Below are 26,010 nucleotides of genomic sequence, written 5' to 3'. Positions count from 1 at the left end.
TCTTTAATAGTGTCCGCGCGTTACTGCTGCAGTTCTGCGGGGGTCTTGTCGGCAATGGTTTCCCAGTTGGTGCTGGCCTGCTCGATAAAGCCCGGAATGTCGCCTTCCCAGCGTTCCTGAATGTCCTGCGACAGGTTCAGGTACAATTTGTTGTCAACGATCTTCCAATAGGTCGGGTCACCGTCAAACTTGAAGCCCATCGCCGCACCAAATGCGCAGTAGCCGCCATATGCGGGCAGGTAGGCTTCTGGATTGGCTTCAAACGCGGCTTTGTTTTCTTCATTGGCAAAACGATACAGCGCGTCGTTGTGCAGGGTGGTGATGCGGTAGTCGCCTTTGGTCGGCTCACCTGCAGTGAAATAAGCAACCGGGTCGTAACCCTGCATCGCCAGACCGGTCGAGCTTGCGTTCAGTTCTACACCTGCAGCCAGAGCCGAGCTTGCGATGGCAACAGACAGCGCGACGCCGCCGATGATGGATTTGAACTTGTTCATTGTTTTCACCTTTCGTGAAAGGGGCGGCCACGCGACGCAGAAAATTGCGCCCAGACAACCCAAGTGTTTTTTTGTCCATGAGACCTGTAATTGGTCGTCACGGAACCCAAGTGGGCAGACCGTCAATCACGTTCAAAGCAATCAATTGTGATTGTGCGGAGGTGAATAGGTGCTGTTCAGAAATGCAGAGATCAGATTAGCGATCGGGCTTAATACTCAGGACAAAGTCTGTGACTTTCTGCACCGACATTTCGCAGGGGCGCAGCAGGGCGCCAGTGTTCCTGGTCAGATAAAGGTTCAAGCTGATGTAATCCCCGCCGCCCAACTCATGCGCGACCAGTTTGTGGGATTTGCCCCCGGCCAGTTCCGTTCGGCTGACAATGTATCGCCTGCCACCGACGTGCCCGGTTGATGACCCCGTCGGGATGGCAAAAAATGCGCTCAGAAAGGACTCCGAGGCGCTCAAGACTGTCCGATTTTTGGTTCGGTCCCGGCACGGATACGGGCGATATTGGCGCTGTGGCGCCAGTAGACGAGCAGTGTCAGAATAGCGCCCAGCACCAGAGTTCTCGTGTCTGTCAGCACCATAACCCAGATCGTCGACATGGCTGCAGCCACCAATGCAGCGAGGGACGAGATGCGCCAGATCACTGCGACCACCAGCCAAGTCAGGCAGCAGGCAACGCCGACGCGCCAGTCCAATGCGAGCCAAAGGCCCAAAAACGTGGCAACGCCTTTTCCGCCTTTGAACCCCAGCCATACCGGGAAGCAGTGGCCCAAAAATGCGGCCAGCGCGGCGATCTGTGCGGCGTCTTCTCCGGCCATCGCTCGTGCCACCAGTACGGCGACCGCTCCTTTTGCGGCGTCGAAAACAAGGGTCAAGGCAGCGGCGGCCTTGTTGCCTGTGCGCAACACATTTGTTGCGCCGATGTTTCCTGACCCGATGTTGCGCAGGTTGCCCAGCCCCATCACCTTGGCGACGACCATGCCAAACGGGATCGAGCCCATAAGATACCCGAGAGCGGCCCAGAGGATTAGCTGGTCCGTGGAACTGTCAATTATGGGCATCAGGGTCTCCGGTAAACTTCTTGTCCTGCAACGAAAGTTGCGGTGACCTTACCCTGCATCCGCTGGCCGTCAAACGGCGTGTTCTGCGATTTCGATTTTAACGAGAACCGGTCAAGCACAAAGGGCACATCCGGGTCGAACAACACCAGATCCGCCGGGGCTCCTTCGGACAGGCGTCCGCTGTCCAGACCAAGGCGTTTGGCCGGGTTCAGGGCCATAGCACGGAACAGCGTAGGCAAGTCCAGCTGCCCCGCGTGGTACAGACGCAGCGACGCAGGCAGCAGCGTTTCAAGCGCCACCGCACCCGATGCGGCCTCTTCAAACGGCAGGCGTTTGCTTTCCTCGTCCTGCGGCGTGTGCATCGAGCTGATCGTGTCGATCAAGCCGGTCCGTACCGCTTCGATCACCGCTTGCCGGTCGTCTTCGGACCGCAGCGGCGGTTTGACCTTGAAGAAGGTACGATAGTCGGCCACGTCCAGTTCGTTCAGCGTCAGATGGTGGATCGAGGTGCCGGCGGTGATGTCCAACCCGTTTCGCTTGGCCCGTTCCAGTGCGGGCAGGGCGCGGGCAGTGGTGATCTGGTCGGCGTGATAAGCGGCCCCGGTCATTTCAAGCAAGGCGATGTCGCGGTCCAGCCCCATCCGCTCGGCCATGGGCGAAACGGCTGGCAAGCCCCGCAACACGGCGAACTTGCCGCTGGTCGCCGCAGCTCCGTTGCTGAGAATGGGTTCCTGCGGGTGTGCGATAACCAGCGCACCGCAGGCGCGGGCATAGGTCAGAGCGCGGGAAAACACCTTGGTATTGGCAATGACATGGTCGCAATCGGTAAAGGCGACGGCCCCGGCATCCTGCAGAAACCCGATCTCGGTCATTTCGCGCCCGTCACGGCCTTTGGTCAATGCAGCCATGGGCAGGACGTTGACGGGCGTGTCGGCCTGCGCGCGGCGGGTGACGAACTCCAGGCTTTCCGGCGTGTCGATGGCAGGGCTGGTATCGGGTCGGGTGACGATAGTGGTCACCCCCCCGGCAGCGGCGGCCAGACCTGCGGATTTATAGCTTTCCTTGTGCCGCTCACCCGGTTCGCAGACCTTGACGCCGATATCAACGATACCGGGGGCAAGGCATTGGCCGTTACAGTCAATGACCTGCGCGTCCGAGGCCGGAACATCCCCTTCACCGCGCGCGGTAATCCGTCCGTCGTTCACTTGGAGCCAGCCGAGGCTGTCCGTACCGGTTTCCGGGTCGATCAGGCGGGCGTTTGAAAACAGTACAGCAGTCATTTCGAGGCCTCTCGGGCTTGGGTCAGTGCCTTCAATGCGGCATCGGGGTCGGACAGATGTTCAAATGCGAAAAAGGGGTGGCGGGAAAACATCACTGCTCGACGACCGGAGCGGAAATTCAGAAACCGGTCGATATTCAGGGACTTTGACTTGAGGTCGTTGTTGAGTTTCCATGCATTTTCCGAGGTCACGACATAGATCCGTTGTGACCGGACAAACCGATCGACCCACAACACAAAACCAAACGCGATAGTGCAGAAAAACAACTTCCAATAATCCCGAACGGTGTCAAAAAGCCAGGGGCTTGCCAGCCAAATGGCAGCGATCAGAACGAGCACGCCTTTGTACGCCCATGCAAACCGAGGTGGAAAATACCCCTGATCCGGGCGGCCTGCCCACAGTACCTCTTCCCCATCGGGAATCCGCTCGTGCCACCAATCGTCGTCGGCGGCGGTCATCCAATCGCCCTTTCGATGGCCGCTTTGGTGGCAGCGGGGTCGGCTTGATACTTGATCAGGTGCTTGTCACCGCCCTTGGTGACGATCTGGACAAAACTGCCCATGATTTTGACCGCCTTGATCTGATTCAGCGGTACAACGCGCGGGCCGGGGCCGGTGAGATTGGTTTTGGACATTTGCCAGTTGGCTGTCAGTTCTTCCGAGGCCAGATACCATGCGCGGATGCCAACGGCGGCGAGGCCGGCCGGTGCACCGGTCCAGACATAGGGGTTACCGATCAGCCAGAGTATGACCATTGCGGCGGCCATCGCCCCGGCGGCCAGCCATGTATTCGTGCGGATATAGGCGCTCTTGTCGGGGGAAAAGGTCACAGGATCAGCCACAGGATGCCTCCGATGACCACCAGCGCAACAACCGCCAACATGGCCGACCCAATGCGTCGGGGGCTGTCGTCTTGCGGCGGCGTTTGCGGAGCCGAGAATGGTTTCGCGCTTTCGGTTTCGATTTTTCCGCCGGTCCAGTTCGTTGTTTCTTCGGTGTACAGGCCGATGAGGCGGACCTTCGGGTCCGGCTTTATCGTGACGGCGCGGCCTTTGAACGCCGCACTGCGCAGGACCATGACCCAGCCTTCAATGGCTTCCAGCATGTCCCGATCCAGTTGGTCTTGGGACACGCCGCACCCTTCGTTGAGATAGCCGTAAAGCCCCAAATCCTCGAGGTCGGATACCGGGAAAATGTCGATCTGGTCCCGGTCCAAACCGTCGACGCCCAATGCCTGATCGGCGGCACCGGGTTCGCGCAGGAACTTCGCTTCTTCCGGACGCATGTCGAGCTGAAACAGGCGCAGGACGCCAAGTTCGTGGGGGGCGACGGTCAGATCACTCATGCGGCCTCGCGCAGGTTGCGGGCCAGCAGTTCCATAGCGGCCATACGGACGGCGACGCCCATTTCGACCTGCTCCTGAATGACTGACCGGTTGATGTCGTCTGCTAGCGTTCCGTCAATCTCGACCCCGCGGTTCATCGGGCCGGGGTGCATGACGATGGCGTCCGGCTTGGCCTGTGCCAGTTTGGCGGCGTCCAGGCCATAGCGGTGGTAGTATTCGCGTTCCGATGGGATGAACCCGCCATCCATCCGCTCTTTCTGAAGGCGCAGCATCATGACGACGTCGACGTCTTTCAGACCTTCGTTCATGTCGTCGTAAACCTCGGCGCCGAATTCGGCGAACTGGCTTGGGACCAGTGTCGGGGGGCCGATCAGGCGGATGCGGTTTTCCATCTTGCCCAGCAGGATCAGGTTCGACCGGGCCACGCGGGAATGAGCGACGTCGCCGCAAATCGCGATATTCAGGCGGTGCAAACGGCCCTTGGCGCGACGGATAGTTAGAGCGTCCAGCAGGGCCTGAGTCGGGTGTTCATGCTTCCCGTCACCTGCATTCAGTACAGCGCAATTCACTTTCTGCGCCAACAGATCAACCGCGCCGGAATGCGGATGGCGCACCACTAGCAGATCGGGGTGCATCGCGTTCAGCGTCATCGCCGTGTCGATCAGCGTCTCGCCCTTTTTGATCGAGCTGGCCTGCATCGCCATGTTCATCACATCTGCACCCAGCCGCTTGCCCGCCAGTTCGAAACTGGCCTGCGTCCGGGTAGAGTTTTCGAAGAACATGTTGATCTGGGTCAGGCCCGACAGCACGTCCGAATGCTTGGTCGACTGGCGGTTCATGTCGACGTATTTCTCGGCCAGATCGAGGATGGCGGTGATATCGGACTGCGACAGATGCTCGATGCCAAGAAGGTGACGATGGGCGAAACGCATGGGCGGGCTCCTGTCTGACAATCGCGCCGCTTATAGGAAGGTCCGCGCGCCGAGGCAACCTAAGGTTCGGTTCACTCGGGCAATTTCTCGCACCCGCCTTTGGGCAAACATTGCTCGCCAGGCTTGCACCACTTGCCATATCCGCAGTCGATGGCTTTGACGGGAACACAGCCCTGATTGCGGGAACATTTGAAACCCTGACGGCACTGCGACCCGGTTTTTTCGCAAACAAACCAGCCGGGGCGCGAGCATCCACCGCCCGGCAAGCAAGACGATCCAGAGCCACAGATTCTCCCGTCGTCGCATGTCAGAGAGGGCAGTTCCAGAATGTCGGGCGTGTTCTTCTCGCATTCTCCGCGAGCATTGCAGAAGCTGCCGCCAGGGCAGTCCAGACGCGACGTGCATTTGTTCAAGCCGGCCGGAGCGCATCGCGTGCCGCCCGCAACGCACCGTTCGAACGGTCCGCAGGTTCTGCCACCACCGCAATAAGTGCCACCCAAGGGAATGCAGTGGCCGTCAAAGCTGCATCGCTGCCCACCTGAACAGCACGTGTTTCCGCACTTGAACTGGCCGGCGCGGCATTGGCCATACCTGTCGTGAAAGTGCGCAAAAGCCGGACCGCTGAGCATGGTCAACAGCAAGCTGAAGAAAAGGAATCGGAATACACACAACATGAATGTGCCAATGGTCGGTGCGACGGACCGCCCGATCAAGTTCTATCTGCTTTCCCTCGTTCAAAAGGTGGTTAGATTGAGGGTTATGGAATCGGCCCTGGACTATCATACCGCGCGGGCTCTGCTGGAATGGCAGATCGAACTGGGCGCAACGGATGCAATCGGTGACGCACCGGTCGATCGCTATGCGTTGCCCGACATCACGCCCAAGGCCAAAAAGCCTGCGCAAGCGCAGACTGCGCCGCAAAAACCCAAGCAGGTTGATCCGGTTGCGGTTGCGAAGTCCACGGCTCAGGCCGCCGGGTCGTTGGAGCAGTTGCAAGCGGCGATGGGTATGTTTGACCATTGCGACCTAAAACGCGGTGCGCGCCAGTTGGTCTTTGCCGATGGTACGCCGGGAGCCCGGGTGATGATCATCGGAGAGGCTCCGGGCCGTGATGAGGACCGGGAAGGCAAGCCCTTTGTCGGTCGCGCTGGTCAGCTGCTTGACAGGATGCTGGCCGCAATTGATCTGAACCGGTCCGAGAACGTCTATATCACCAATGTCCTTCCGTGGCGCCCGCCGCAGAACCGCGACCCCAAACCCGAAGAAATCGGTATGATGAAGCCGTTCCTTGAACGGCATGTGGCACTGGCCAAGCCAGAGGTCTTGGTGGTTATGGGTAATATCAGCTGTCAGGCCGTTCTGGGCAAACGCGGTATCACGCGTCTGCGCGGTCAGTGGGATCAGGCGATGAACCTGCCGGTCATCCCGATGTTCCACCCTGCCTACCTGTTGCGACAGCCACAGATGAAACGGCAGGCATGGGCAGATTTGCTTGAACTGAAAGCGCGGCTGGAGGGCAAGGCATGAAGATCCTCGCATTCTCGGACCTGCATATGGCGCGTAACCGCGCTGCTGAAATAGTGGCTGCAAGCGACGAAGCCGACCTGGTTATCGGCGCCGGAGATTATTGCAACTCGCGGCAAGGGTTGGATCAGGCGATGGCGATGCTGTCCGGGATCAACGCGCCACTGGTGTTGATACCCGGCAACGCGGAAAGTGCCGGTGAACTGACCGATGCCGCGCCAGACGGCGTCCATGTTCTGCATGGCACGGGCATGACCGTCGACGGGTTGCGTCTGTTCGGTCTTGGATACGGCGTACCGGTCACGCCTTTCGGCGGTTGGTCGTGCGACCTGAGCGATCCCGAGGCGGCGGAGTTGCTGAACCGATGCGACGCCGCCGACATCCTGATTTCGCATTCTCCGCCCAAAGGGTATGGTGATACCACGTCGATGGGGGACGCTGTTGGATCGGTTGCTGTTCGGGACGCTATCGAGCGGCTGCAACCGAAATTTGCCCTTTGCGGCCATATCCACGACAGCTGGGGCTACCGAGGAACTATCGGTGTCACCCAGATCGCCAATCTCGGCCCCACCATAAACTGGTTCGAGGCAGCCACATGATCGAAACCGTTACTCTTCTGGCGTTTATTCCGGCGGCCATTGCCCTGAACCTTACGCCCGGTGCGGATATGATGTTCTGTTTTGGGCAGGGATTGCGGTCCGGTGCAAAACCGGCAATCGCCGCCAGCGCGGGTATTTCTGTTGGTGCGATGGTCCACGTTCTGGTGGCAGGCCTTGGTTTGGGGGCCGCTGTCGCGACCATGCCATGGCTGTTTGACGTAATCCGCTGGATGGGTGTGGCCTATCTGCTCTATCTCGCCTGGGGTGTGTTTCGACATGGGGCAGTCTCGGCGGATGCGTCAACCAGACCCACCCGATTTGCGTTCCGGGACGGTTTGGTGGTTAACCTGACAAACCCCAAGGTCATCCTGTTTGTACTGGCCTTCATCCCGCAATTCGTGAACCCGGCGGCAGGCTCGATCCTGCTGCAATTCCTGATTTTCGGCTCGGTAATTGCGCTGGGTGGGTTTGTGGTGAACGGGCTGGTGGGAATCTTTGCCGGAGGCGCGGGTAAGGTTCTGATCTCGAACCCGCGCGCCTCGCGAATTATGGGCTGGGTGACCGGGGGCATTTTCGCGGCCCTCGCCGTCCGGCTTGCTGTTATGGAAAGGGCCTGACGCCACATGTCGCGCATTGATGAAACCATGGAATTCATCCCGGTTCGGATCGCCGTTCTGACTGTCTCGGACACACGTTCGCCGGATGACGACCGTTCAGGTCAGACGCTGGTGGACCGGATCGAAGCGGCTGGGCACGCGGTTGCCGATCGAAAAATCATCCGGGATGAGCGCAACCAAATCGCCGATCAGCTACGGGCCTGGGTTGCTGACCCAGAAATTGACGTGGTGATCTCAACCGGCGGCACGGGCCTGACGGGTCGCGATGTGACAGTCGAGGCGCATCGCGATGTCTATGAGAAGGAAATCGAGGCGTTCGGCACTGTTTTCACGATCATCTCAATGGAAAAGATCGGCACCTCAGCCGTGCAATCCCGTGCCACGGGTGGTGTTGCAGGAGGAACCTATCTGTTTGCCTTGCCCGGCAGTCCGGGCGCCTGCAAGGACGCGTGGGACGGTATTTTGGAAAAACAATTCGATTACCGTCACCGCCCCTGCAATTTCGTGGAAATAATGCCCAGATTGGACGAACATTTGCGACGGAAGTAGACTGGTCGCACGTTAAACTGTTCATAACCGCTTTGTGGCTTGGCATTTTTTGTTGCCCAGCTACCATTTGCAAATGGCAGCCTGATGCAACCGGGGTGAATATTAATGCGATTTCTGAGGCAAAGCCTTGTAGGAGTCTTTCTGGCGTCCCTGACGCTGGCCCTGTTGTTCGTGGCGGCACAGATGATCGCGGGCGCGGTGCAGGACGTCCTGACGCGGGAACAGGCCGCGCCGCAAGCCCGTGAGCGGGTGTTTGCAGTGACGGTGCGGCCAGCGGAACTGGAAACGGTCACCCCGTATCTGGAAGCATTTGGTGAGGTTCAAAGCCGCCGCAGGTTGGAATTGCGGGCGGCGCTGGGCGGTCGCGTTGTCTCTTTGGCCGAAGATTTCGAAGATGGCGGAGTTGTTTCCGCTGGCGAAGTTCTGGTCGAACTTGATCCGGCAGACACCCAATCCGCGCTGGATCGGGCAAAGTCGGATCTGCTGGATGCCCAATTCGAAGAGCGTGACGCGGAGCGGTCCCTGTTACTGGCGCAGGATGAGCTGAACTCGGCCGAAGCGCAGGCTGAACTGCGCGGGCGCGCCTTGCAGCGTCAACAGGATTTGCAGGCCCGCGGAGTGGGTGCTGCCGCGGCTGTGGAAGAGGCTGAACTGGCCGAAGCTGCCGCGCAACAGGCGGTTCTGGCACGCCGGATTGCGCTGGCCCAAGCCGAGTCCCGAGTTGATCAGGCGACTACGCTTTTGGCCCGCGCCCGTATCGCACTAGAAGCGGCCGAACGTGATCTGGATGACATGACCATCCGCGCCGGCTTTGGTGGTACTCTAACCGATGTGACGCTGGTCGAAGGGCGGCTGGTGTCCGCGAACGAAAAACTGGCGGAACTGGTCGATCCGAATGCGCTTGAGGTCGCCTTTCGAGTCTCGACCGCGCAATACGTTCGGTTGCTGGACGCAAACGGCAAACTGATTGATGCGTCGGTGACGGTCTCGCTTGAAGTGACGGGCACCGATCTGACCGCAGAAGGGCGGATAAGCCGTGACAGCGGATCGGCGGGCGAAGGGCAGACCGGACGTTTGATCTATGCCCGCCTCGATGATGCGTCGGGGTTCAAGCCGGGCGATTTCGTGACGGTTACTGTGCAGGAGCAGCCGCTGGATAACGTGGTACGCCTTCCATCCTCGGTTCTCGATGCAGTTGGAACAGTTCTGGTGCTGGACGCAGATGATCGGCTTGAGGCTCTGCCGGTTCAACTGATCAGACGCCAGGGCGACGAGGTGCTGCTGCGCGGTGAAGGGCTGGTGGGGCGAGAGGTTGTGATCGGCCGGACGCCGTTGCTGGGGTCTGGTGTGCGTGTGCGCCCATTGCGGATCGATGACAGCGCTGAAGCAACGCCCGACATGGTTGAACTGTCCGAAGAACGCCGCGCGCAGCTTATGGCGCAGGTTGAGGCCAGCACGCGCATGCCAAAGGACGTCAAGGATCGGGTTCTGGGGCAGTTGGGCGAGGCGAAAGTGCCCGCATCGCTGGTCCAGAGAATTGAAAACCGGGCAGGAGGTTAGGCGCCATGATGCGCGAAATCCCCGGCGCGGCAGGCGGTATCCTTAGCTACTTCACGCGTCACCGGACGGTGGCAAACCTGTTGCTGCTGGTCATGCTGGTTCTGGGCGCGGCGGCCATCCCGAACATGCGGGCACAGTTCTTTCCCGATGTAATCCTTGAACGTGTGGACGTCAGCGTTGATTGGGATGGCGCCGGTCCGGAGGATGTGGACAACGGTATCGTTCAGGTTCTTGAACCCGCCCTGCTGGCTGTCGAAGGTGTTGCAAGCACGGAATCGACCTCACGCGAGGGGCGGGCCAGTATCCAGTTGGAGTTCGAGCCCAACTGGGACATGTCCCGCGCTGTTGAAGAGGTCCGAACCGCCGTCGATAGTGTCACCAGCCTGCCAGATGATGCAGAGGAGCCAACAATCCGTCGTGGGGCGTGGCGGGATCGGGTCACGGACGTGGTTGTTACGGGACCGGTCGATCCGGATCATCTGGCCAAGTTCACGGACGAATTGATCAACCGTCTGTTTGCCGTTGGTGTCACTCGCACCACGATCCGCGGCCTTGCAGCGCCGCGCATTGTGGTCGAAGTGCCCACCGCCCAGCTGATTGCCAATGATATCACGCTGTCCGAGGTCGCCTCGGCCGTCGCAGCAGAGGTCAACGCCAACCCTGCAGGCGATGTGACCGGAGCGAACGCGCGCATCCGCACAGGAACGGAAAAACGCACGCCAGAAGAAATCGAAGGCATCGCCCTACGCAACTTTGCTGATGGGTCCAAGTTGCTGGTGGGCGACGTAGCGAATATCCGCGTGGAAGGGGTCAATCGCGATCGCAGCTACTTTGTCGGCGAAAACCCGGCGATGTCCGTGCGGGTCGACCGCTCGAACCTTGGGGATGCGATTGAAATCCAGCACACGGTCGAAGATGTCGTGCGCGAAATGCAGGCCAGCCTGCCCGAAGGCGTCACGGTCGAGCTGATCCGAACTCGCGCCCAGGCAATCACCGACCGTTTGGATATTCTGGTCGACAATGGCCTTGTCGGGTTGGGCCTTGTGGTCTGCCTACTGTTTCTGTTCCTGAATGCACGCATCGCTTTTTGGGTCGCCGCCGGGATACCTGTCGCCATGTCCGCCGCGATCGCGTTCATGTATATCGGCGGGTTGTCGATCAACATGGTGTCGCTGTTCGGGTTGATCATCACGTTGGGCATCGTTGTAGATGACGCAATCGTCGTGGGCGAACACGCTGATTTCCGCGCGCGCAGATTGGGCGAGGCGCCTATGATCGCCGCCGAACGCGCCGCGCGGCGTATGGCGATGCCGGTTTTTGCAGCGACCTTGACGACGGTGATTGCCTTTTTTGGTCTGACCCTGGTTGGCGGTCGGTTTGGCGAGTTGATCCGCGACATCCCATTTACGGTGATCGCGGTGCTGATTGCCTCGTTGATCGAATGCTTCCTGATCTTGCCGAATCACATGGCGCATGCCATCGCGCATTCCACCAAAGAGCACTGGTATGACTTTCCGAACCGGGTGGTCAATCGCGGGTTCCGGTGGGTGCGGGACACCCTTTTCCGACCGTTGATCGCCTGGGTCGTCTGGGCGCGCTACGTGGTCGTGGCGATTATGATCGTAATCCTGGCCAGCCAGATCGCCCTTTTCCTTAAAGGTGACGTAAACTGGCGGTTCTTCAATGCACCCGAACGTGGCTCGGTCACCGGCAATTTCATCATGGTCGAGGGGGCCACACGCGCCGATACGCTGGCCATGATGCACGAGCTGCAGCGCGCGACCGAAGAGCTGGGGCAGATCTATGAAGAACGTCATGGTCGCAACCCTATCGACTATGTTCTGGCCGAGGTGGGTGGGTCTGCCGGGTGGGGACTGTCTGCTGCTGATGGCAAGGATACTGACTTGCTGGGCGGTATTTCGATCGAACTGATAGACGCCGATCTGCGCCCCTATTCCAGCTTTGAATTTGTCGGCGAGTTGCAGGAATTCGTCCCGCGCCATCCAAAGGTCGAACTGCTCAGCTTCCGCGGCTGGCGGTCTGGACCTGGTGGCGACGCCATCGATGTTCAGTTCTATGGCGCGGATGTGAATACGCTCAAGGCTGCATCCGAGGACCTGCAGAGTGAACTTTCGAAATACCCCGAGGTTTCGGCACTGGAAGACAACCTTGCCTATGACAAGGAAGAGTACATTCTGGACCTAACGGCACAGGGTCAGGCGTTGGGCTTCCGCATTGAAACGCTGGGCCGCGTGTTGCGTGACCGGTTGAATGGGATCGAGGCCGCGACCTTCCCCGATGGTCCGCGCAGCGCCGAGATCCGCGTGGAACTGCCCGAAGGCGAACTGACAGCTGATTTCCTTGAACGCACCCTGATGCGAACCCCCGAGGGGGTGTATGTGCCACTGGCCGATATCGTCTCGGTCGAGCGAAAATCCGGTTTCTCGACCGTTCGTCGTGAAAATGGTCTGCGGGTGATTTCGGTGAACGGCGATATCTCCGAGGATGATCCAAAACGGGCGGAAGAAATTGCCAGAGCAATGAATGATGAAATCCTGCCCAAAATCGCCTCGGAACGGCAAGTCGAATGGCGCATGGCAGGGCTGAGCGAACAAGAGGACGAGTTCCTGTCCGAGGCCCGAACCGGTCTGATCCTGTGCCTGACGGGCATCTATCTTGTGCTGGCCTGGGTGTTTGCCAGCTGGACGCGGCCGCTTGTGGTGATGGCAATCATTCCGTTTGGATTGGTGGGCGCGATCTGGGGTCACTACCTTTGGGATGTCCCGCTAAGCATGTTCACCGTCGTGGGCCTGTTGGGGATGACCGGAATCATCATCAACGATTCGATCGTGTTGGTGACGACCATTGACGGCTATCAACAAGAGCGGGGGCTTGTGCCTTCGATCGTCGAGGGCACAGCGGACCGTCTGCGACCAGTGATGTTGACGACACTGACCACGGTTCTGGGGCTGACCCCATTGCTGTATGAAGGATCGCAGCAGGCGCAATTCCTTAAACCCACCGTTATTACGCTGGTTTACGGGCTTGGCTTCGGGATGCTGTTGGTTCTGCTTCTGGTGCCCGCGTTGCTGGCCATCCTGAATGACCTGTCGCGGCCGATGACTGCAATGCGCCGCGCCGCCCGTGCTCCGGACCGCGTTGTGCAAGGTGCCGTGGCGTGCACTGGTTTCGTGTTGATCTTGTGGTTCGGGATGACAATGGTTTGGCCGGCGATAAATGGCGCCCCCATCGGCGTGCTTTCTGGCTTCTATGGAGGCGAAGACGGACTTGCGGCTCTGCAGATGGGGTTGGGCGCATTTGCCGCCGGCGCAGTGCTGATCCTTGTCCTCAGCGTCGCACTCTCGGGTCTTCTGTTTGCGCGGCTCAGAGGGCCTGCTGCCTAAGCCCGGCGCAGGGCGGTTTCCAGCAGGTCGACGACACGGTCGCTCATCGGCAGTTCGCCCCTGCGAATCTGATCTACGGGGAACCATCCCGCATCCAGTGCATCATCGCCTGCCACGGGGTCGCCCGCCTGATAACGGCAAGCCACGCCCACCAGCAGATAATGCGACAGGGTTTCGCCGCTGTCGCCCCGGCGCAGAAGGTCCAGGTTGTCCAGATAATGCAGCGGTTCGGCGATTACCGAGGTTTCCTCGCGCAGTTCGCGTTGTGCGGCGCGCAGAACGGTTTCTCCCCATTCGACATGCCCACCGGGAAACCCCCATAGACCTGCATCGGGTTGCTTGCTGCGTTTCACCAGCAGCACGCGATCCTCATGCAGAACTACCGCCAATGCGCCGATTTTCGGGGTTTGTGTCATGGGACCACCGGGTTCAGCCTGCGCTGCACCCCTGAATGTCAACTGCGTGATTGGAACCAAGCACTGTGATGCGAATCTCCGAGCGATCCAGCGCAAACGGTCCACCAGCGGCGTTGATCACCTCGGACGTTGCGACCAAGGTGTTGCCTTGCCGCTTAGTATCCGTCTGTGAGGCCCAGAGCGCGGGGTTTCCCGGCTCGATCACGGCAACTTCCTGGCCACCGGCCGAAGGCATCGTCACGCGCGCCTCAATCCGCATTCCGTCAGACGTCGGCGTCAAATGGCAGCTGGTATGGACCACGCTGGCTTCCTGCGCCGAATACGGACGCTGGGCAAGTGCTGCAGCGATGGCCGGGTTACGCCCAGCCTCCGCATCCAAGGTGTGATCGAAATCTAGTTGCTCAGGAATACAAACGTCCTTGCAGACACCCAAATCCATCGTTCCCTTCAGCCGGACCGGTTTGGCGGGGTTTCTGGGCGTTATTTCTACCGGCAGAACAAGTTGGTTTTCATACCCGATGGACTGCAATCCGTTTTGGTCAAAGACATCCGGTGCAGGCCATGTAATCGACACGTCACCCACATTGTCCGAGCGGTTCCAGTCGAATTCCGGCGGAATCCCGGCATCACCGGGCGCGCGCCAGTAGGTTTTCCATCCATCCTTCAGCGTCACACGCACGGCACCCAGATAAGTGCCCTGAGCCGTTCGCCCGCCGTCCAGAATCTGCAACTCAGCAACGGACCCGGTCACTTGTGCAGTTACAGGCTGGGCGAAACCCACGCCCAAGGCTACGGCAATCGCCGAAAATGTCATTTTCATGCTCATTCCCTATAAATGCGCTGTAAGGACCGGGATTCCAAGTCACGTTCCGGTCACCCGAATGAAATCTGCGGAAATATGCGCTGATCCCTTGCCATTACCGGTGACCAAGGGTCATTGTTGAATAAGACCCAGCAAGAGATGTCGGCCTATGGATCTTACCGGTAAACTGTTGATTGCGATGCCCGGAATGGGCGATCCACGCTTTGACCATTCGGTGGTGTACCTGTGCAGCTATGGTGAAGATGGCGCCATGGGGCTGATAATCAACAAGCCTTCGGACCTGCGGATCAAGACCCTTTTGGGCCAGCTCAATATCCCTTGCCGAATACCGGTCGTGGGTGAACGCCTTGTACACTTCGGTGGACCGGTCGAGATGTCGCGAGGGTTCGTCCTGCACAGCTCGGATTACGAGGCGAACCTGCATTCCATGCACATCACAGATGAGTTCAGTATGACTGCGACGCTGGACATCCTCGAGGATCTGGCGTCGGGAAGGGGTCCTTTGAACTCGACACTGGTGCTGGGCTATTCGGGCTGGGGTCCGGGGCAGCTTGAGGATGAGATCGCCATGAACGGCTGGCTGACAACCGAAGCGTCGTCCAAGCTGGTCTTCGATGTTCCCGACGATGAGAAATGGGAGGCCGCGCTGGCCACTCTGGGTGTCGACCCGCTGATCCTGTCGGCCGAGTCAGGGCGCGCCTGATCAGGTGTGCCGCGGGGCCGCAGCGCGGCGCAACCGGTCATTGATGGCAGCGCCCAACCCTTGATCCGGAATTGGCGTGACGGCGATGGGTCGACCAGTGTCATTCAATGTGTGCAGGGCGGCAAACAGATTTGCGGCCGCCTCGGTAAGGTCGCCGGTCGCAGACAGGTTCAGATCACAATCCACCGCTCCAAACCCCAGCACAACTTCGTCTCCCTGAGTGGAGTTTGCGTTCAGACGGACAGGTGCGTCCGGAGCATAATGCGATTGCAATTGCCCGGGCGCGTTCAGCGCGTCCCCGGCTTTGTGGATATGCAGCTGTGTGTTCAGAACAGTTTCGATCTGTTCCAGTGCGACACCACCAGGGCGCAGCAGCGCAGGCTCACCGGACAGGCCGACGATTGTGCTCTCAAGGCCAACGCCGCAGGGGCCGTCATCCAATACCGCCGCAATGCGCCCGTTCAGGCCAGATAACACGTGTTCTGCGGTTGTCGGGCTGATCTGACCCGACGGATTGGCCGACGGGGCGGCGACAGGCCCGTCGAACTCGGTCAACAGGGCACGCGCTGCCGGATGGGCCGGAACGCGGACTGCCAGAGTTTCCAGTCCGGCAGTCACCAAAGACGAAATCCCGTGACCCGGGCGCAGCGGCAGGACCAACGTTAGCGGACCGGGCCAGAACGCATTGGCCAGCGCTTCGGCCTGAACGGACCATGTTACGAAACGTTGGGCGGCCTCAACTGAGGCGACATGTGCGATTAGCGGATTGAAACTGGGACGCCCCTTGGCGGCATAGATGCTGGCCACAGCTTCCCCATTCCGCGCATCCCCACCAAGGCCGTAAACCGTCTCGGTTGGGATGGCGACCAGAAGCCCCTGACGAAGAAGGTCCGCAGCCTCTGCGATTCCAGCCGGATCGGCGGGTAAACTCATTGTGCCGTTAGGGATCATGGGTGGTGACGCCGCGTTTTGATTGCGTGTAGCATGTGGACCGATACGTAATCGACTGAACCCAGATGCATAAACGCGGGCGCTGGAAATTCCAAGCCCGCCGGCGTAAACGCCACTCAGACAGCCCCGAGGGAAGACATGCCATATCGCGCGCCAATTTCTGATTATGAGTTCCTGTTCCGCCACGCGATCGGCTTTGACCAGATCGCCGCGACCGAGAAATTCTCGGAAGCCAGCGAGGACGTGGTCAGTGCCATTCTGACCGAAGCCGGGAAAATGTGCGAAGAGGTGATGGCCCCTCTGCAACGCCCTGGTGATCTTGAACCCGCGCGGCTGGAAAACGGCGTTCTGCGCACCTCGCCCGGGTATGCCGATGGCTGGAAAGCCATTGCCGAAGGCGGCTGGATCGGGATGAGCGGTGATCCGGAATACGGAGGCATGGGCCTGCCGATGACCGTGACGACTGCCGTGAACGAGATGATGTCGGCGGCCTGCCTGTCGCTGCAACTCGCGCCGCTGATGACTCAGGGCCAGATCGAGGCGCTGGAACATCACGCCAGCGATGAGCTTAAGGCGCTGTATCTGCCCAAGATGATGGCGGGCGAGTGGTCGGGCACGATGAACCTGACCGAGCCGCAGGCCGGGTCGGACGTGGGTGCGCTGACCTCGAAAGCGGAACCGAATGGCGATGGAACCTATTCTGTCTCGGGGCAGAAAATCTTTATCTCATGGGGAGATAACGATTTTGCCGAGAATGTGTGCCATCTGGTTCTGGCGCGGTTGCCGGACGGAGTACCTGGAACCAAAGGGATTTCGCTGTTTCTGGTGCCCAAGTACCTGCCGGATGAGAACGGTAATTCCGGCGCGGCCAATGATCTCAAGGTTGTCTCGCTGGAGCACAAAATGGGCCTGCACGGCTCACCGACATGCGTGATGCAGTATGACGGGGCAAAAGGCTGGCTTATCGGCAAGGAACATGGCGGGATGGCCGCGATGTTCACAATGATGAACAACGCGCGTCTGGGCGTTGGAGGTCAGGGCGTGGGTGCAGCCGAAGGTGCCTATCAGCATGCGCTGGCCTATGCGTTGGAGCGCAAGCAGGGCAAGACGCCCTCTGGCACGATAATCGACCACGCGGATGTGCGTCGCATGCTGATGAGCATGCGCGCGGACACGTTCGCCGCGCGTTCCATCATGTTGGCCAACGCCGCTGCAATCGATATGGCAAATGCAACTGGTGATGCGGATTGGGTCGCTCGCGCCGCCCTTCTGACGCCGATCGGCAAGGCCTTCGGTACCGAGACAGGTATGCGCGTATCCGAGACCGGCGTTCAGGTGCACGGTGGCATGGGCTTTATCGAGGAAACCGGTGCGGCCCAGTACTACCGCGACGTCCGTGTGACCGCGATTTACGAGGGCACCAACGGCATTCAGGCCATGGACCTTGTGGCGCGCAAGATGATGGATGGTGGTGAAGCGGCCTCGCGTCTGTTGGATGAGATCGAGGATCACGCCGAAGAGGCTCGGGCCACCATGCCCGAACTGGCGGGTCCGGTTTGGGAAGCCACGGAGAGCTTGCGCGAGACCACTGAGTGGATGGTCGCGCAGTCCGAGATGAACAACAGATTTGCTGGCGCGGTGCCGTATCTGCATGCGTTTGCCCGGGTGTTGGGGGCGCATTACCACCTCAAAGCGGCATTGGCCGAACCGAGAGGCCCACGTTTCAAGCTGGCGCGCTTTTACATCAACGCGTTGTTGCCCGAATATGCCGGTCTGCTCGCGCAGGCGCAGAACGGGGCTGACGATGTCTATGGCCTCAGCGCCGAGGAGCTTGCAGGCTGATGGACGGCGATACACCTCTGGCGATCCGGTACCCGTGGCCCGAACCTCCGGCCGAGGGTGAGGCGATCGAAATCGCCGAGGGTGTGCTTTGGATGCGGTTGCCGCTGCCTATGGCGCTGGATCACGTCAATATCTACGCGCTGGACGATGGCGACGGCTGGACCGTGATCGATACGGGCATGTCGTCGAACAAGACCCGGCGCATCTGGGAAAAGCTGATGTCGGGCCCACTTGGCGGCAAGCCGATCAACCGGGTTGTGGTGACGCATCACCATCCCGACCATGTGGGAAATGCGGGCTGGTTTCAGTCCGAGCACGGCGTAGAACTGGTCGCGTCGCGGACGTCTTGGTTGTTTTCCCGCATGCTGCAACTGGACGTTCAGGAAAGCTGGCCGCAGGAAACGCTGGACTATTACCGCAGCGCCGGTATGGCACCAGAAGTTCTGGCCAAGCGGATGGCCGAGCGCCCATTCAACTACTGCGATACGGTCTATCCCATGCCGCTGGGCTTTACCCGGATCAAGCAGGGCAGTGTCATCCGCATAGGCGGTCGCGACTGGGATGTGCACATGGGCAATGGCCACGCGCCCGAACACGCGACCTTCTGGAGCCGTGACGACAATCTTGTGATCACTGGCGACCAGGTTCTCAGCTCGATCAGTCCGAACCTAGGTGTCTATGTCACTGAACCTCTGGCCGACCCGGTTGCCGAATGGCTTGAGGCCTGCGAGCGGCTGCAGGGTTTGGCGCGACCGGATCATCTGGCGCTGGGCGGGCACAAACTGCCGTTCACCGGATTGCCTACGCGGATGAAGCAACTGATCGCCAACCACCATGGCGCGCTGGATCGTTTGCAGGACTATCTGGATCAGCCCAAAACCGCTGCCGAATGCTTTATGCCCTTGTTCAAACGGCAGATCAGCGAGGGCGAGTATGGCCTCGCGCTGGTCGAAGCGGTTGCACATCTGAACCATCTTTACCACATTGGAACTGTCACCCGGACGCGTCGCGCGGACGGGGCGTGGGAGTTTCAACGCAAAGGGTAAAGCCATGCAGGATCAGATCGAAACATCGGCCGAAGCCGCCGAAGCCGCGGCCTTGCCGCGTTGCTACGAGGTGCATGCGAACCCTGAATCGCCGTCTGGTGCCAAGGACTTACCCGGTCCGCTGCAAAAGCCGGTTGAGACCAAAAGCCCGGCTCAATGGGCATATGAACGCCTGATCCTCTATATCCAGAATTTCGAAAAGACCCTGACCGGCGATCAAGAGGTCGCCATGGGGTTCACCGGCGGCGATGCCGGGGTCATGCGGATCGAAGGCATGGGGTATTTCGACCCCGATATCATCACCTTTTACGGATCGGATGCGACGGGTGCGCGAACCCAGCTGGTGCAGCATGTCAGCCAGTTGAACGTGATGCTGCGGGCCTTGCCCAAATCGGTCGAGGACAAGCCCGCAAATCGCATCGGTTTCCGGCTGGCGGCCGATCTGGAAGAAAGCTGATCGCCTGACTTGCAATTCACGTCTGCGCAGCCTTGAATGAGCGCACCATTCGAGGGGGCGCAGCGCGTGACACATTTCTCAGCCGTTTCAACTGCCTACAGACGGGCATGGGCGCGCCGTCGCGTCTTTGTGCCGATCTATATCGTCGTGCGCCTGCTGCTGGTTGCCCTGATCGCACCAGGTGTGGCCATTGCCGTGAACCTGGCGGTGAGCTTATCCAATCAAACCGCGCTGACGGATCAGGCTATTGCAGCGTTCATCCTGTCGCCGGCCGGTTTCATCGCGGCCATTGCCGTCCTCAGCCTGTTCCTGCTGGCCGAGGTCTTTGTGTTCTCGGTCATGGCGGGCTCATTGCGTATGGGCGAATCCGATCCATGGCGGGCGGGCAGTTCCGCCATCGGACTGATCCTGTCACGCCTGCCTGCGCTGTTTGGGTTCGCTGTACGCTTTGTCCTACGCGTTTTGCTGTTGATCCTACCCTTCGCGGTTGTTTCTGCGGTCATCGCCTGGTGGACGCTGACCGAATACGACATCAACTACTACCTCACTTTCCATCCACCCTCATTCTGGGTGGCAGTTATCCTGATCGGTGTCGTTGTGCTGCTGATGGCTTGGGTGCTGATCCGCAGATTGTCGGCCTGGGCTCTGTCCCTGCATCTGGTTCTGTTCGAAAGCGTCCATCCGGGGCATGCGTTCAACATCAGCGCCAACCGGATGGAGGGCAAACGCGGTCGTCTCAAAACAGAATTGGCCATATGGCTGGGGATGCGCCTTGTCATTGCCGCGCTGATCGCCTGGGTGGCGGGGCTTTTGTTCGCGCTGGTGCCGCTTCAGGGGGCGGCAAACCTAAGGCTGGCGTTGATCTACAGCCTTGGCGTTGCCGGAATCTGGTCGCTGGCCGGTTTGGTTCTGGCGGCCACAGCGCTTGGCGCACTGGCCGTGTTGCTGGATGGGTTCTTTGAGACTGAAACATCGGAACCGCCCCATCCTGAGCCGGGCAGTCTGCGAATCCCATTGTTCGCGGCCGTTGGCGCGGCAGCCGTCGCGGTCTTGATCGGGTTGTGGTCCGGTCAGCACCTCTTGGAACGGGTGCAAGCCCCCGACCGGGCCGAGGTCATCGGCCATCGCGGAGCAGCGGCGTTACGGCCAGAAAACACCATGGCCGCGGTCCTCAAGGCGATTGAGGACGGGGCGGATTGGGTCGAGATTGATGTTCAGGAAACGGTGGATGGTGTGGTGATTGTCGCCCATGACAGCGATTTCATGAAGCTGGCAGGCGTGAACCTCAAGGTCTGGGACGCGACTATGGAGGACGTGGCGGAGATCGATATCGGCAGTTGGTTTGGCCCCGAATATGCGGATGAACGGACGCCGACCCTGCGCGATGTTCTGGAGGTCGCCAAAGGCAAGGCAAAGGTCATCATCGAGCTCAAGTATTATGGTCACGACGTCGATCTGGAGAACCGCGTTGTCGCCATTGTCGAGGAGCTTGGCATGCAGGACGACATTGCCACGATGTCGCTGAAGTACCCCGCGGTACAAAAGATGAAGTCAATTCGCCCCGACTGGCGGGCCGGGGTTCTGGCCGCGACCGCCGTGGGCGATCTGTCTGGGCTTGAGGGCGATTTCGTTGCCGTGAACGCAGCGATGGCGACGCCGGGTTTGGTAAATTCGGTCCACGCGGCAGGCAAGGATATCTATGTCTGGACGGTGAACGATCCGCTGCAAATGTCCGCCATGGCCTCGATGGGGGTGGATGGGTTGATCACCGACCGCCCTGCGATGGCAAATGAAGTTCTGCGTGTGCGTGCGGAAATGGGACCGGCAGAGCGGTTGCTGCTGTGGATGGCGACCACCTTCGGCATGTCCGTTGATACCGAGGTTATGCGCGATGAAAGCCCTTAATCTTGCGGTCATCCTCTTGCTGATGGCTGGCCCGGCAGTTGCGCAGGACTTTATGCGCAGTTTCGAGCTGCCGGCGCATCGGGCTTTGATGGCACAGCGCGGTGACGGGGAGCTGACCCCGTTCGAAACGGATGGCTGTTCGGGCGGGCTGTCGACCAGTTGGCGATTTGTTGCAGACACCTTTCCCAGCTTTCAGGCGCTCTACGAGGCGCACCCACCTTGGGAATACTGCTGCGTGATCCATGATCGCGCCTATCACCACGCGGGCGGAGGGTTGCGAGCAGAAGACAGCTATGACGCGCGTCTTTCCGCAGATGAGACGTTGCGCGCCTGTGTCACGCAGCACGGAGAAGACCATGCCGAGGAATATGCGGAACGCTATGACATGACAGCCGCGCAGATTCGCACTGCGCATTCCGTCACAGCCGAGGCGATGTATACCGCCGTCCGATTCGGCGGCGCGCCCTGCTCGGGCCTGCCCTGGCGGTGGGGTTTCGGCTATCCGGGCTGTTCGGTGTTTCAAGCTTTGTCCCCTGCGCGCGAATGACGTGGTGACAGGCCTCGGATTTTCCATTATCCAACATTTGAAATACGCGAACTGGGAATCTGAGACTCATGGCTGAATACAAGCACGGCGAAATGGACATCACCGTTCAAACCAAGACCTTTGAAGGGTTCATCAAGGCCACCACATGGTGCGTGGTTGCTATTGTCTTCCTTTGCCTGTTCCTGGCGGTCTTCGCCTCTTAATCCAAAACGGGGTTCACCGTGATCCGGATTCTGATTGCCTGCCTGCTGGCAGCAACTGTTACTGGCTGCACAGGCTCGCAGCGTCCACAGGCCGACAAGGCAGAGATTATTTCCCGATCCTATCGTGATCCGGGACCCTCGACGCTGACGCTATATACGATGGTCAATACGCGTAGCGGGTCAGGTGCGCATACATCGCTGATGATCAGCGGCAGCGAGCGCGTGATCTTTGACCCTGCGGGGTCATTCCGCGCGGATATCGTGCCCGTCAAGGACGACGTGTTGTACGGCATCACGCCGGCTGTTGAACGCGCTTATCGCAGCTCGCACGCGCGCGAAACGCATTTCGCACGTATTCAAACGATTGAGGTGAGCCCTCAGCAGGCTGAGATTGCGTTGCAGCTGGCCAAGCAATCCGGCCCGGTTGCGGGGTCTTTCTGTGCGAACTCTACCGCCAGTTTGCTGCAACAGGTTCCGGGGCTTGAACAGATCGACGTGACTTTTTTCCCGAACAAACTGTCAGAACAGTTCGGTCAGTTGCCGGGTGTTGTTACAACCGAATATCGTGAAAACGACGACGCCGACCTGCAAAAAGGCTTGGCCTTCAACAACGCGCGCCTGAATCAACTGGATACGGCCTTAACCCAGTAAGTACAGCAACCCGTACAGGGTTCCAGCACCGCTAAAGATTGCCGCCAAGACGTTCTTAGTGACCAGCCCGACGGTCAGTGCTACGGCCGCTGCAGCCATGCGGGGAATGTCGGGTTGGCCTTCGGTTGCCGTCGGCCACACAACCAATGGCGCAATCAAAGCGGGCAGGATTGCCACGGCGGTATAGCGCAGGTGGCGCAGCAGCCATGGTGGCATCGGACGATCTCCGACCAGGCCGATGAAGACAAAGCGCAGGCCATAGCTGCCAATGGCAAGCCCGATGATGATGGTCCAGATTGTGACTGGATCAACAGGAGTCATGCCGTGGCCTTTCTGCGTTCGACGAACAATTCGGCCTGTGCGCCGGCCATCATGCCTGCGCACCCTGCGATCAGCAGGCCCAGATTGTAAGGGATGGCGACGGTCAGCAACGACACGACAATAGCAACCAGCGCAGCCACGACATGCGGCATGGTTCGCATCATTGGGCCGATCATGGCCAGAAACGTGATCGGCAAAGCAAAATCCAGTGCCCAGCTTTCCGGGATTCGAGTCCCCAGCACTGCCCCCAGATATGTGGCGAGTATCCACAGCGGCGTGATGGGCGTGACGGAGCCCACGAAATAAGCCATGCGTTGCGGTACGGTCATCTTGGGTTCTTTTTCGAACTGCACGATCGAGCAGGCGTAGGATTGATCGACGGTCAGATAAGCGGCGAACGCCCGTTGCCACATCGGGGCGGCCCCCAAATAGGGCGTCAGCGACGCAGAGTACATCGCCATCCGCAGGTTCACCGCCAGCGCAGAAACAAGGATGATCGCCGTGGGTGTCTGATCCTGCAGCAGTTGCAGGGCGGCAAACTGGGCAGCTCCTGCAAAGACGGTCGACGTGAATGCCATAGTTTGCACGATGTTCAGACCGGCCTCGGTTGCGAAGACGCCGAACAGGGTGCCAAAGGGGATCGCTACAAAAATGAACGGGGTCCCGTCGCGAAATCCCCTCCAGAAGTATGACTTGGATGTGGTGTCTGCCATGGCAAAATCCTATGGTGATCCCCGCAGCAGTAGCCGTCTTGGGAAAGGGTTGCAATTGGCCACGGAACTGAACCTGTCAGACTACATCATCGCCCCCGATCCCGGCGCAGCCCGCCTGACCCGCGCAGTCGAAGGTGTCGATCAGAATGGCGAGATCAGCCAGATTTCGGTGGTTGAGGAGCGCCCGCTGACGATCTTTCTGAATTCGCAGGAAATCGTGACGGCAATGACAATTGGGGACTATCCCGAATACCTGGCGCTGGGGTTCCTGCGCAATCAGGGGATGTTGCTGGCCGATGATGAGATCACGCGCGTCGATTACGATGACGATCTGGAAACCGTGATCGTTCGCACGGCGCGCGAGACCTCGTATGAGGACAAGCTGAAGAAAAAGACCCGCACCAGCGGCTGCGCCGTGGGCACCGTATTCGGAGATATGATGGAGGGCCTTGAGGACGTGCGCCTGCCGCAGGTTCAGGTTCGTACCTCATGGCTCTATGACCTGGCCGCCAAGATTAACCGCACCCCGTCGCTGTATCTTGAGGCCGGTGCGATCCATGGCACGGTGCTGTGCCACGAAAGCCGTCCTCTGGTCTATATGGAGGATGTTGGCCGTCACAACGCAGTCGACAAGATCGCAGGCTGGATGCTGTCCGAAGGCGAGGGGGCCGAGGATAAAATCCTTTACACGACCGGCCGTCTGACATCGGAAATGGTGATCAAAACGGCGATGATGGGTATTCCTGTGCTGGCTTCTCGATCGGGTTTCACCGCGTGGGGTGTCGAGATCGCGCGCGAAGTCGGGTTGACCCTGATCGGTCGCATGCGGGGGCAGCGATTTGTGTGTTTGTCAGGCGAAGATCGTCTGGTGCGCGATGTGGATCCGTCTACCGTTGCGGTGGAAGATAAAAAGCACAAACGGAAAAGCTCTCAGTCCTGAATTCCGTTCAACTCGCGGTCTTTCTCAAAAAACTCTGCGAATTCCAAAAGATATGCCCTAAGGTGATGGAAATCGAAGTGCAACATCGGGTGTCAGCAACCTAAGGACGCTATGGAGTTAATCAGCCTAATTGCACCGGTCTTCGCGGTGATCCTGACAGGGTATGTGTTTTCGTGGACGAAACTTCTGAGCGAGGACACGTCGGATGCCCTGGTGCAATTCGCGGTTTACGTCCTGATCCCCGCCATCATGTTTTACCTGATTGGTCAGGAGGAATTTGAGAACCTTCTGAACTACGGTTTCTACTTGTCCTACGGCGGTACGATACTGGCACTCTTCGCTGTCTTGTTCATCGGTCTGAAAGCGCTGACAAGTTTTCAGGTCGGCTCGGCCACCGTTTTGGCGTTCGCTGGTGTGGCCTCGAATACTGCGTTGGTTGCGTTGCCGATCCTCCATGCGATTTTCGGGTCAAAGGGCGCGCTTCCGGCGGTATTGGCGAACCTTGTTGTCGCCATTCTGCTGTTGATCATGACCACCGTTCTCGAAACCTCGGCGGGGCACAAGGCAAGTGCCAAGACCCCCATCTACAAGATCGTTCTCAATGTCCTGAAGAATCCGATTATCGCAGCGACTTTGTTGGGGGTTTTATATTCCTTCACGGGCATTGGGTTTTCTGAGGCTGTGTCTGACTATCTGGAACTGATGAGCCAGGCGCTGGCAGCTGTCGCTCTGTTCGCGATCGGGTTCACGACAAGTGTGCGCACAATCGTTCAGACGGGTCCGATGATCCTGTTTCTGACGGTAATGAAACTTCTCGTTGTTCCAGGGCTCGTGCTGCTTGCGGCACATCTGATTGGGCTGGATCCGCTTTGGACCATTGCGGCGACTGTCTCTGCGGCAGCGCCCACGGCGAAGAGCATTTTCCTTTTGGCCAAGCATTACGATCAGGAGCCTCAGCTAGCAGCTCACATAGTGTCCGCGACGTCGTTCCTGGCGGTAGGGACGTTGATCCTGTGGCTGTTTGTCCTGCATCATCTGCACCCAACCGCGTTCCAATTGAATTGAGTTCGATCTACAAAGTTGCGAACAATTGATCACTTGGATGCAAGCAACATGGTGCA

The 26,010-nt window shown here is 59.4% G+C and carries 29 protein-coding genes; 16 read left to right on the top strand and 13 right to left on the bottom strand.

All coding sequences use genetic code 11. The features are described 5' to 3' along the window. Nucleotides 1-20 precede the first annotated feature (20 nt). From ACR0AA_RS09670 to ACR0AA_RS09635, 8 genes are all read right to left on the bottom strand, one after another. Entirely contained in the window at nucleotides 21-494 is a 474-nt protein-coding gene (locus tag ACR0AA_RS09670) for a YHS domain-containing (seleno)protein (RefSeq protein ID WP_480664280.1), read from the bottom strand. Nucleotides 495-690: 196 nt separating this feature from the next. Next, nucleotides 691-960, bottom strand: coding sequence for a hypothetical protein (locus ACR0AA_RS09665; RefSeq protein WP_480664277.1), 270 nt, complete (start codon nucleotides 958-960; stop codon nucleotides 691-693). Further along, entirely contained in the window at nucleotides 957-1,562 is a 606-nt protein-coding gene (plsY, locus tag ACR0AA_RS09660) for a glycerol-3-phosphate 1-O-acyltransferase PlsY (RefSeq protein ID WP_480755916.1), read from the bottom strand. The genes ACR0AA_RS09665 and plsY overlap by 4 nt, the downstream gene beginning before the upstream one ends. Then, nucleotides 1,562-2,842, bottom strand: coding sequence for a dihydroorotase (gene pyrC, locus ACR0AA_RS09655; RefSeq protein ID WP_480755915.1), 1,281 nt, complete (start codon nucleotides 2,840-2,842; stop codon nucleotides 1,562-1,564). Before pyrC ends, plsY begins: the two co-directional genes overlap by 1 nt. Further along, nucleotides 2,839-3,300 carry a hypothetical protein gene (locus ACR0AA_RS09650; protein WP_480755914.1) on the bottom strand — a complete coding sequence of 154 codons (462 nt, stop codon included), beginning with the start codon at nucleotides 3,298-3,300 and terminating at the stop codon, nucleotides 2,839-2,841. Before ACR0AA_RS09650 ends, pyrC begins: the two co-directional genes overlap by 4 nt. Continuing rightward, nucleotides 3,297-3,683, bottom strand: a complete 387-nt coding sequence (locus ACR0AA_RS09645; RefSeq protein ID WP_480755913.1) for a hypothetical protein — start codon at nucleotides 3,681-3,683, stop codon at nucleotides 3,297-3,299. The genes ACR0AA_RS09650 and ACR0AA_RS09645 overlap by 4 nt, the downstream gene beginning before the upstream one ends. Continuing rightward, the gene (locus ACR0AA_RS09640; protein ID WP_480755912.1) at nucleotides 3,668-4,186 is read right to left on the bottom strand and encodes a hypothetical protein; all 519 of its coding nucleotides are present in this window, start codon (nucleotides 4,184-4,186) and stop codon (nucleotides 3,668-3,670) included. The genes ACR0AA_RS09645 and ACR0AA_RS09640 overlap by 16 nt, the downstream gene beginning before the upstream one ends. Then, nucleotides 4,183-5,118 carry an aspartate carbamoyltransferase catalytic subunit gene (locus ACR0AA_RS09635; RefSeq protein ID WP_480664265.1) on the bottom strand — a complete coding sequence of 312 codons (936 nt, stop codon included), beginning with the start codon at nucleotides 5,116-5,118 and terminating at the stop codon, nucleotides 4,183-4,185. The genes ACR0AA_RS09640 and ACR0AA_RS09635 overlap by 4 nt, the downstream gene beginning before the upstream one ends. 759 nt (nucleotides 5,119-5,877) lie before the next feature. On the opposite strand from ACR0AA_RS09635, the gene ACR0AA_RS09630 reads away from it, so the two are divergent. The 6 genes from ACR0AA_RS09630 (at nucleotide 5,878) to ACR0AA_RS09605 (ending at nucleotide 13,371) form a co-directional block, all read left to right on the top strand. Continuing rightward, on the top strand, nucleotides 5,878-6,645 hold the full coding sequence (locus ACR0AA_RS09630; protein ID WP_480755932.1) for a uracil-DNA glycosylase: 768 nt from the start codon (nucleotides 5,878-5,880) through the stop codon (nucleotides 6,643-6,645). Beyond that, on the top strand, nucleotides 6,642-7,241 hold the full coding sequence (locus ACR0AA_RS09625; RefSeq protein WP_480755911.1) for a metallophosphoesterase family protein: 600 nt from the start codon (nucleotides 6,642-6,644) through the stop codon (nucleotides 7,239-7,241). The genes ACR0AA_RS09630 and ACR0AA_RS09625 overlap by 4 nt, the downstream gene beginning before the upstream one ends. Then, a complete protein-coding gene (locus tag ACR0AA_RS09620; RefSeq protein WP_480755910.1) occupies nucleotides 7,238-7,858 on the top strand; it encodes a LysE family translocator in 621 nt (206 codons plus the stop codon). Before ACR0AA_RS09625 ends, ACR0AA_RS09620 begins: the two co-directional genes overlap by 4 nt. Before the next feature lie 6 nt (nucleotides 7,859-7,864). After that, entirely contained in the window at nucleotides 7,865-8,407 is a 543-nt protein-coding gene (moaB, locus tag ACR0AA_RS09615; RefSeq protein ID WP_480755909.1) for a molybdenum cofactor biosynthesis protein B, read from the top strand. Nucleotides 8,408-8,512: 105 nt separating this feature from the next. Then, the gene (locus tag ACR0AA_RS09610) at nucleotides 8,513-9,967 is read left to right on the top strand and encodes an efflux RND transporter periplasmic adaptor subunit (RefSeq protein ID WP_480664258.1); all 1,455 of its coding nucleotides are present in this window, start codon (nucleotides 8,513-8,515) and stop codon (nucleotides 9,965-9,967) included. 5 nt (nucleotides 9,968-9,972) lie between these two features. After that, nucleotides 9,973-13,371 (top strand): efflux RND transporter permease subunit, encoded by a 3,399-nt coding sequence (locus tag ACR0AA_RS09605; RefSeq protein WP_480664256.1) that lies wholly within the window; start codon nucleotides 9,973-9,975, stop codon nucleotides 13,369-13,371. On the opposite strand, the gene ACR0AA_RS09600 is transcribed toward ACR0AA_RS09605, so the two are convergent. Both ACR0AA_RS09600 and ACR0AA_RS09595 read right to left on the bottom strand, forming a co-directional pair. Beyond that, the gene (locus tag ACR0AA_RS09600) at nucleotides 13,368-13,787 is read right to left on the bottom strand and encodes an NUDIX hydrolase (protein ID WP_480664254.1); all 420 of its coding nucleotides are present in this window, start codon (nucleotides 13,785-13,787) and stop codon (nucleotides 13,368-13,370) included. The genes ACR0AA_RS09605 and ACR0AA_RS09600 overlap by 4 nt on opposite strands. 13 nt (nucleotides 13,788-13,800) lie before the next feature. Next, complete coding sequence (locus tag ACR0AA_RS09595) at nucleotides 13,801-14,613, bottom strand: protein-disulfide reductase DsbD domain-containing protein (protein ID WP_480664253.1); 813 nt, start codon at nucleotides 14,611-14,613, stop codon at nucleotides 13,801-13,803. A gap of 145 nt (nucleotides 14,614-14,758) precedes the next feature. Between ACR0AA_RS09595 and ACR0AA_RS09590 the strand changes: the two genes are divergently transcribed. After that, the gene (locus tag ACR0AA_RS09590) at nucleotides 14,759-15,313 is read left to right on the top strand and encodes a YqgE/AlgH family protein (RefSeq protein WP_480755908.1); all 555 of its coding nucleotides are present in this window, start codon (nucleotides 14,759-14,761) and stop codon (nucleotides 15,311-15,313) included. Here the strand turns inward: ACR0AA_RS09590 and ACR0AA_RS09585 are convergent, their stop codons facing one another. Further along, nucleotides 15,314-16,246 (bottom strand): L-threonylcarbamoyladenylate synthase, encoded by a 933-nt coding sequence (locus ACR0AA_RS09585; RefSeq protein ID WP_480755907.1) that lies wholly within the window; start codon nucleotides 16,244-16,246, stop codon nucleotides 15,314-15,316. Nucleotides 16,247-16,402: 156 nt separating this feature from the next. Here ACR0AA_RS09585 and ACR0AA_RS09580 point away from each other — a divergent pair, with 156 nt between their 5' ends. The 7 genes from ACR0AA_RS09580 to ACR0AA_RS09550 all read left to right on the top strand — a co-directional run bounded on the left by ACR0AA_RS09580 (nucleotide 16,403) and on the right by ACR0AA_RS09550 (nucleotide 22,915). Continuing rightward, the gene (locus ACR0AA_RS09580) at nucleotides 16,403-18,106 is read left to right on the top strand and encodes an acyl-CoA dehydrogenase family protein (protein WP_480755906.1); all 1,704 of its coding nucleotides are present in this window, start codon (nucleotides 16,403-16,405) and stop codon (nucleotides 18,104-18,106) included. Then, nucleotides 18,106-19,152, top strand: a complete 1,047-nt coding sequence (locus ACR0AA_RS09575; RefSeq protein ID WP_480755905.1) for an MBL fold metallo-hydrolase — start codon at nucleotides 18,106-18,108, stop codon at nucleotides 19,150-19,152. The genes ACR0AA_RS09580 and ACR0AA_RS09575 overlap by 1 nt, the downstream gene beginning before the upstream one ends. Nucleotides 19,153-19,156: 4 nt before the next feature. Further along, nucleotides 19,157-19,609, top strand: a complete 453-nt coding sequence (locus ACR0AA_RS09570; protein WP_480664243.1) for a DUF6173 family protein — start codon at nucleotides 19,157-19,159, stop codon at nucleotides 19,607-19,609. Between the two features lie 36 nt (nucleotides 19,610-19,645). Continuing rightward, nucleotides 19,646-21,514 carry a glycerophosphodiester phosphodiesterase family protein gene (locus ACR0AA_RS09565; protein ID WP_480755904.1) on the top strand — a complete coding sequence of 623 codons (1,869 nt, stop codon included), beginning with the start codon at nucleotides 19,646-19,648 and terminating at the stop codon, nucleotides 21,512-21,514. After that, nucleotides 21,501-22,061 (top strand): hypothetical protein, encoded by a 561-nt coding sequence (locus ACR0AA_RS09560; protein WP_480755903.1) that lies wholly within the window; start codon nucleotides 21,501-21,503, stop codon nucleotides 22,059-22,061. Before ACR0AA_RS09565 ends, ACR0AA_RS09560 begins: the two co-directional genes overlap by 14 nt. Before the next feature lie 68 nt (nucleotides 22,062-22,129). Beyond that, on the top strand, nucleotides 22,130-22,264 hold the full coding sequence (locus tag ACR0AA_RS09555) for an aa3-type cytochrome c oxidase subunit IV (protein WP_480664236.1): 135 nt from the start codon (nucleotides 22,130-22,132) through the stop codon (nucleotides 22,262-22,264). Between the two features lie 18 nt (nucleotides 22,265-22,282). Next, nucleotides 22,283-22,915: a hypothetical protein gene (locus ACR0AA_RS09550; RefSeq protein WP_480664234.1), complete on the top strand. Its 633-nt coding sequence runs from the start codon at nucleotides 22,283-22,285 to the stop codon at nucleotides 22,913-22,915. Here the strand turns inward: ACR0AA_RS09550 and ACR0AA_RS09545 are convergent. Beyond that, a complete protein-coding gene (locus ACR0AA_RS09545) occupies nucleotides 22,904-23,236 on the bottom strand; it encodes an AzlD domain-containing protein (RefSeq protein WP_480755902.1) in 333 nt (110 codons plus the stop codon). The genes ACR0AA_RS09550 and ACR0AA_RS09545 overlap by 12 nt on opposite strands. Next, nucleotides 23,233-23,949, bottom strand: a complete 717-nt coding sequence (locus ACR0AA_RS09540) for an AzlC family ABC transporter permease (protein ID WP_480664231.1) — start codon at nucleotides 23,947-23,949, stop codon at nucleotides 23,233-23,235. The genes ACR0AA_RS09545 and ACR0AA_RS09540 overlap by 4 nt, the downstream gene beginning before the upstream one ends. Between ACR0AA_RS09540 and ACR0AA_RS09535 the strand changes: the two genes are divergently transcribed. Next, nucleotides 23,948-24,889 (top strand): formate dehydrogenase accessory sulfurtransferase FdhD, encoded by a 942-nt coding sequence (locus tag ACR0AA_RS09535; RefSeq protein ID WP_480755901.1) that lies wholly within the window; start codon nucleotides 23,948-23,950, stop codon nucleotides 24,887-24,889. The two genes, ACR0AA_RS09540 and ACR0AA_RS09535, sit on opposite strands and share 2 nt — an antisense overlap. Before the next feature lie 111 nt (nucleotides 24,890-25,000). After that, complete coding sequence (locus tag ACR0AA_RS09530) at nucleotides 25,001-25,954, top strand: AEC family transporter (RefSeq protein WP_480755900.1); 954 nt, start codon at nucleotides 25,001-25,003, stop codon at nucleotides 25,952-25,954. Nucleotides 25,955-26,010: the final 56 nt, after the last annotated feature.

It is taken from the genome of Ruegeria sp. CE8 (assembly GCF_056537465.1).
The sequence above is the reverse complement of the archived record's forward strand: the minus strand, read 5'-3'. Positions and strand labels throughout refer to the sequence as shown.

Coding starts and splice junctions, on each gene's coding strand:
- plsY (WP_480755916.1), bottom strand. CDS start 1,562: ATGCCCATAATTGACAGTTCCACGGACCAGCTAATCCTCTGGGCCGCT.
- ACR0AA_RS09670 (WP_480664280.1), bottom strand. CDS start 494: ATGAACAAGTTCAAATCCATCATCGGCGGCGTCGCGCTGTCTGTTGCC.
- ACR0AA_RS09535 (WP_480755901.1), top strand. CDS start 23,948: ATGGCAAAATCCTATGGTGATCCCCGCAGCAGTAGCCGTCTTGGGAAA.
- ACR0AA_RS09635 (WP_480664265.1), bottom strand. CDS start 5,118: ATGCGTTTCGCCCATCGTCACCTTCTTGGCATCGAGCATCTGTCGCAG.
- ACR0AA_RS09555 (WP_480664236.1), top strand. CDS start 22,130: ATGGCTGAATACAAGCACGGCGAAATGGACATCACCGTTCAAACCAAG.
- ACR0AA_RS09630 (WP_480755932.1), top strand. CDS start 5,878: ATGGAATCGGCCCTGGACTATCATACCGCGCGGGCTCTGCTGGAATGG.
- ACR0AA_RS09620 (WP_480755910.1), top strand. CDS start 7,238: ATGATCGAAACCGTTACTCTTCTGGCGTTTATTCCGGCGGCCATTGCC.
- ACR0AA_RS09640 (WP_480755912.1), bottom strand. CDS start 4,186: ATGAGTGATCTGACCGTCGCCCCCCACGAACTTGGCGTCCTGCGCCTG.
- ACR0AA_RS09605 (WP_480664256.1), top strand. CDS start 9,973: ATGATGCGCGAAATCCCCGGCGCGGCAGGCGGTATCCTTAGCTACTTC.
- ACR0AA_RS09575 (WP_480755905.1), top strand. CDS start 18,106: ATGGACGGCGATACACCTCTGGCGATCCGGTACCCGTGGCCCGAACCT.
- ACR0AA_RS09530 (WP_480755900.1), top strand. CDS start 25,001: ATGGAGTTAATCAGCCTAATTGCACCGGTCTTCGCGGTGATCCTGACA.
- moaB (WP_480755909.1), top strand. CDS start 7,865: ATGTCGCGCATTGATGAAACCATGGAATTCATCCCGGTTCGGATCGCC.
- ACR0AA_RS09565 (WP_480755904.1), top strand. CDS start 19,646: ATGAGCGCACCATTCGAGGGGGCGCAGCGCGTGACACATTTCTCAGCC.
- ACR0AA_RS09595 (WP_480664253.1), bottom strand. CDS start 14,613: ATGAGCATGAAAATGACATTTTCGGCGATTGCCGTAGCCTTGGGCGTG.
- ACR0AA_RS09625 (WP_480755911.1), top strand. CDS start 6,642: ATGAAGATCCTCGCATTCTCGGACCTGCATATGGCGCGTAACCGCGCT.
- ACR0AA_RS09650 (WP_480755914.1), bottom strand. CDS start 3,300: ATGACCGCCGCCGACGACGATTGGTGGCACGAGCGGATTCCCGATGGG.
- ACR0AA_RS09585 (WP_480755907.1), bottom strand. CDS start 16,246: ATGAGTTTACCCGCCGATCCGGCTGGAATCGCAGAGGCTGCGGACCTT.
- ACR0AA_RS09600 (WP_480664254.1), bottom strand. CDS start 13,787: ATGACACAAACCCCGAAAATCGGCGCATTGGCGGTAGTTCTGCATGAG.
- ACR0AA_RS09580 (WP_480755906.1), top strand. CDS start 16,403: ATGCCATATCGCGCGCCAATTTCTGATTATGAGTTCCTGTTCCGCCAC.
- ACR0AA_RS09545 (WP_480755902.1), bottom strand. CDS start 23,236: ATGACTCCTGTTGATCCAGTCACAATCTGGACCATCATCATCGGGCTT.
- ACR0AA_RS09590 (WP_480755908.1), top strand. CDS start 14,759: ATGGATCTTACCGGTAAACTGTTGATTGCGATGCCCGGAATGGGCGAT.
- ACR0AA_RS09610 (WP_480664258.1), top strand. CDS start 8,513: ATGCGATTTCTGAGGCAAAGCCTTGTAGGAGTCTTTCTGGCGTCCCTG.
- ACR0AA_RS09560 (WP_480755903.1), top strand. CDS start 21,501: ATGAAAGCCCTTAATCTTGCGGTCATCCTCTTGCTGATGGCTGGCCCG.
- ACR0AA_RS09570 (WP_480664243.1), top strand. CDS start 19,157: ATGCAGGATCAGATCGAAACATCGGCCGAAGCCGCCGAAGCCGCGGCC.
- pyrC (WP_480755915.1), bottom strand. CDS start 2,842: ATGACTGCTGTACTGTTTTCAAACGCCCGCCTGATCGACCCGGAAACC.
- ACR0AA_RS09540 (WP_480664231.1), bottom strand. CDS start 23,949: ATGGCAGACACCACATCCAAGTCATACTTCTGGAGGGGATTTCGCGAC.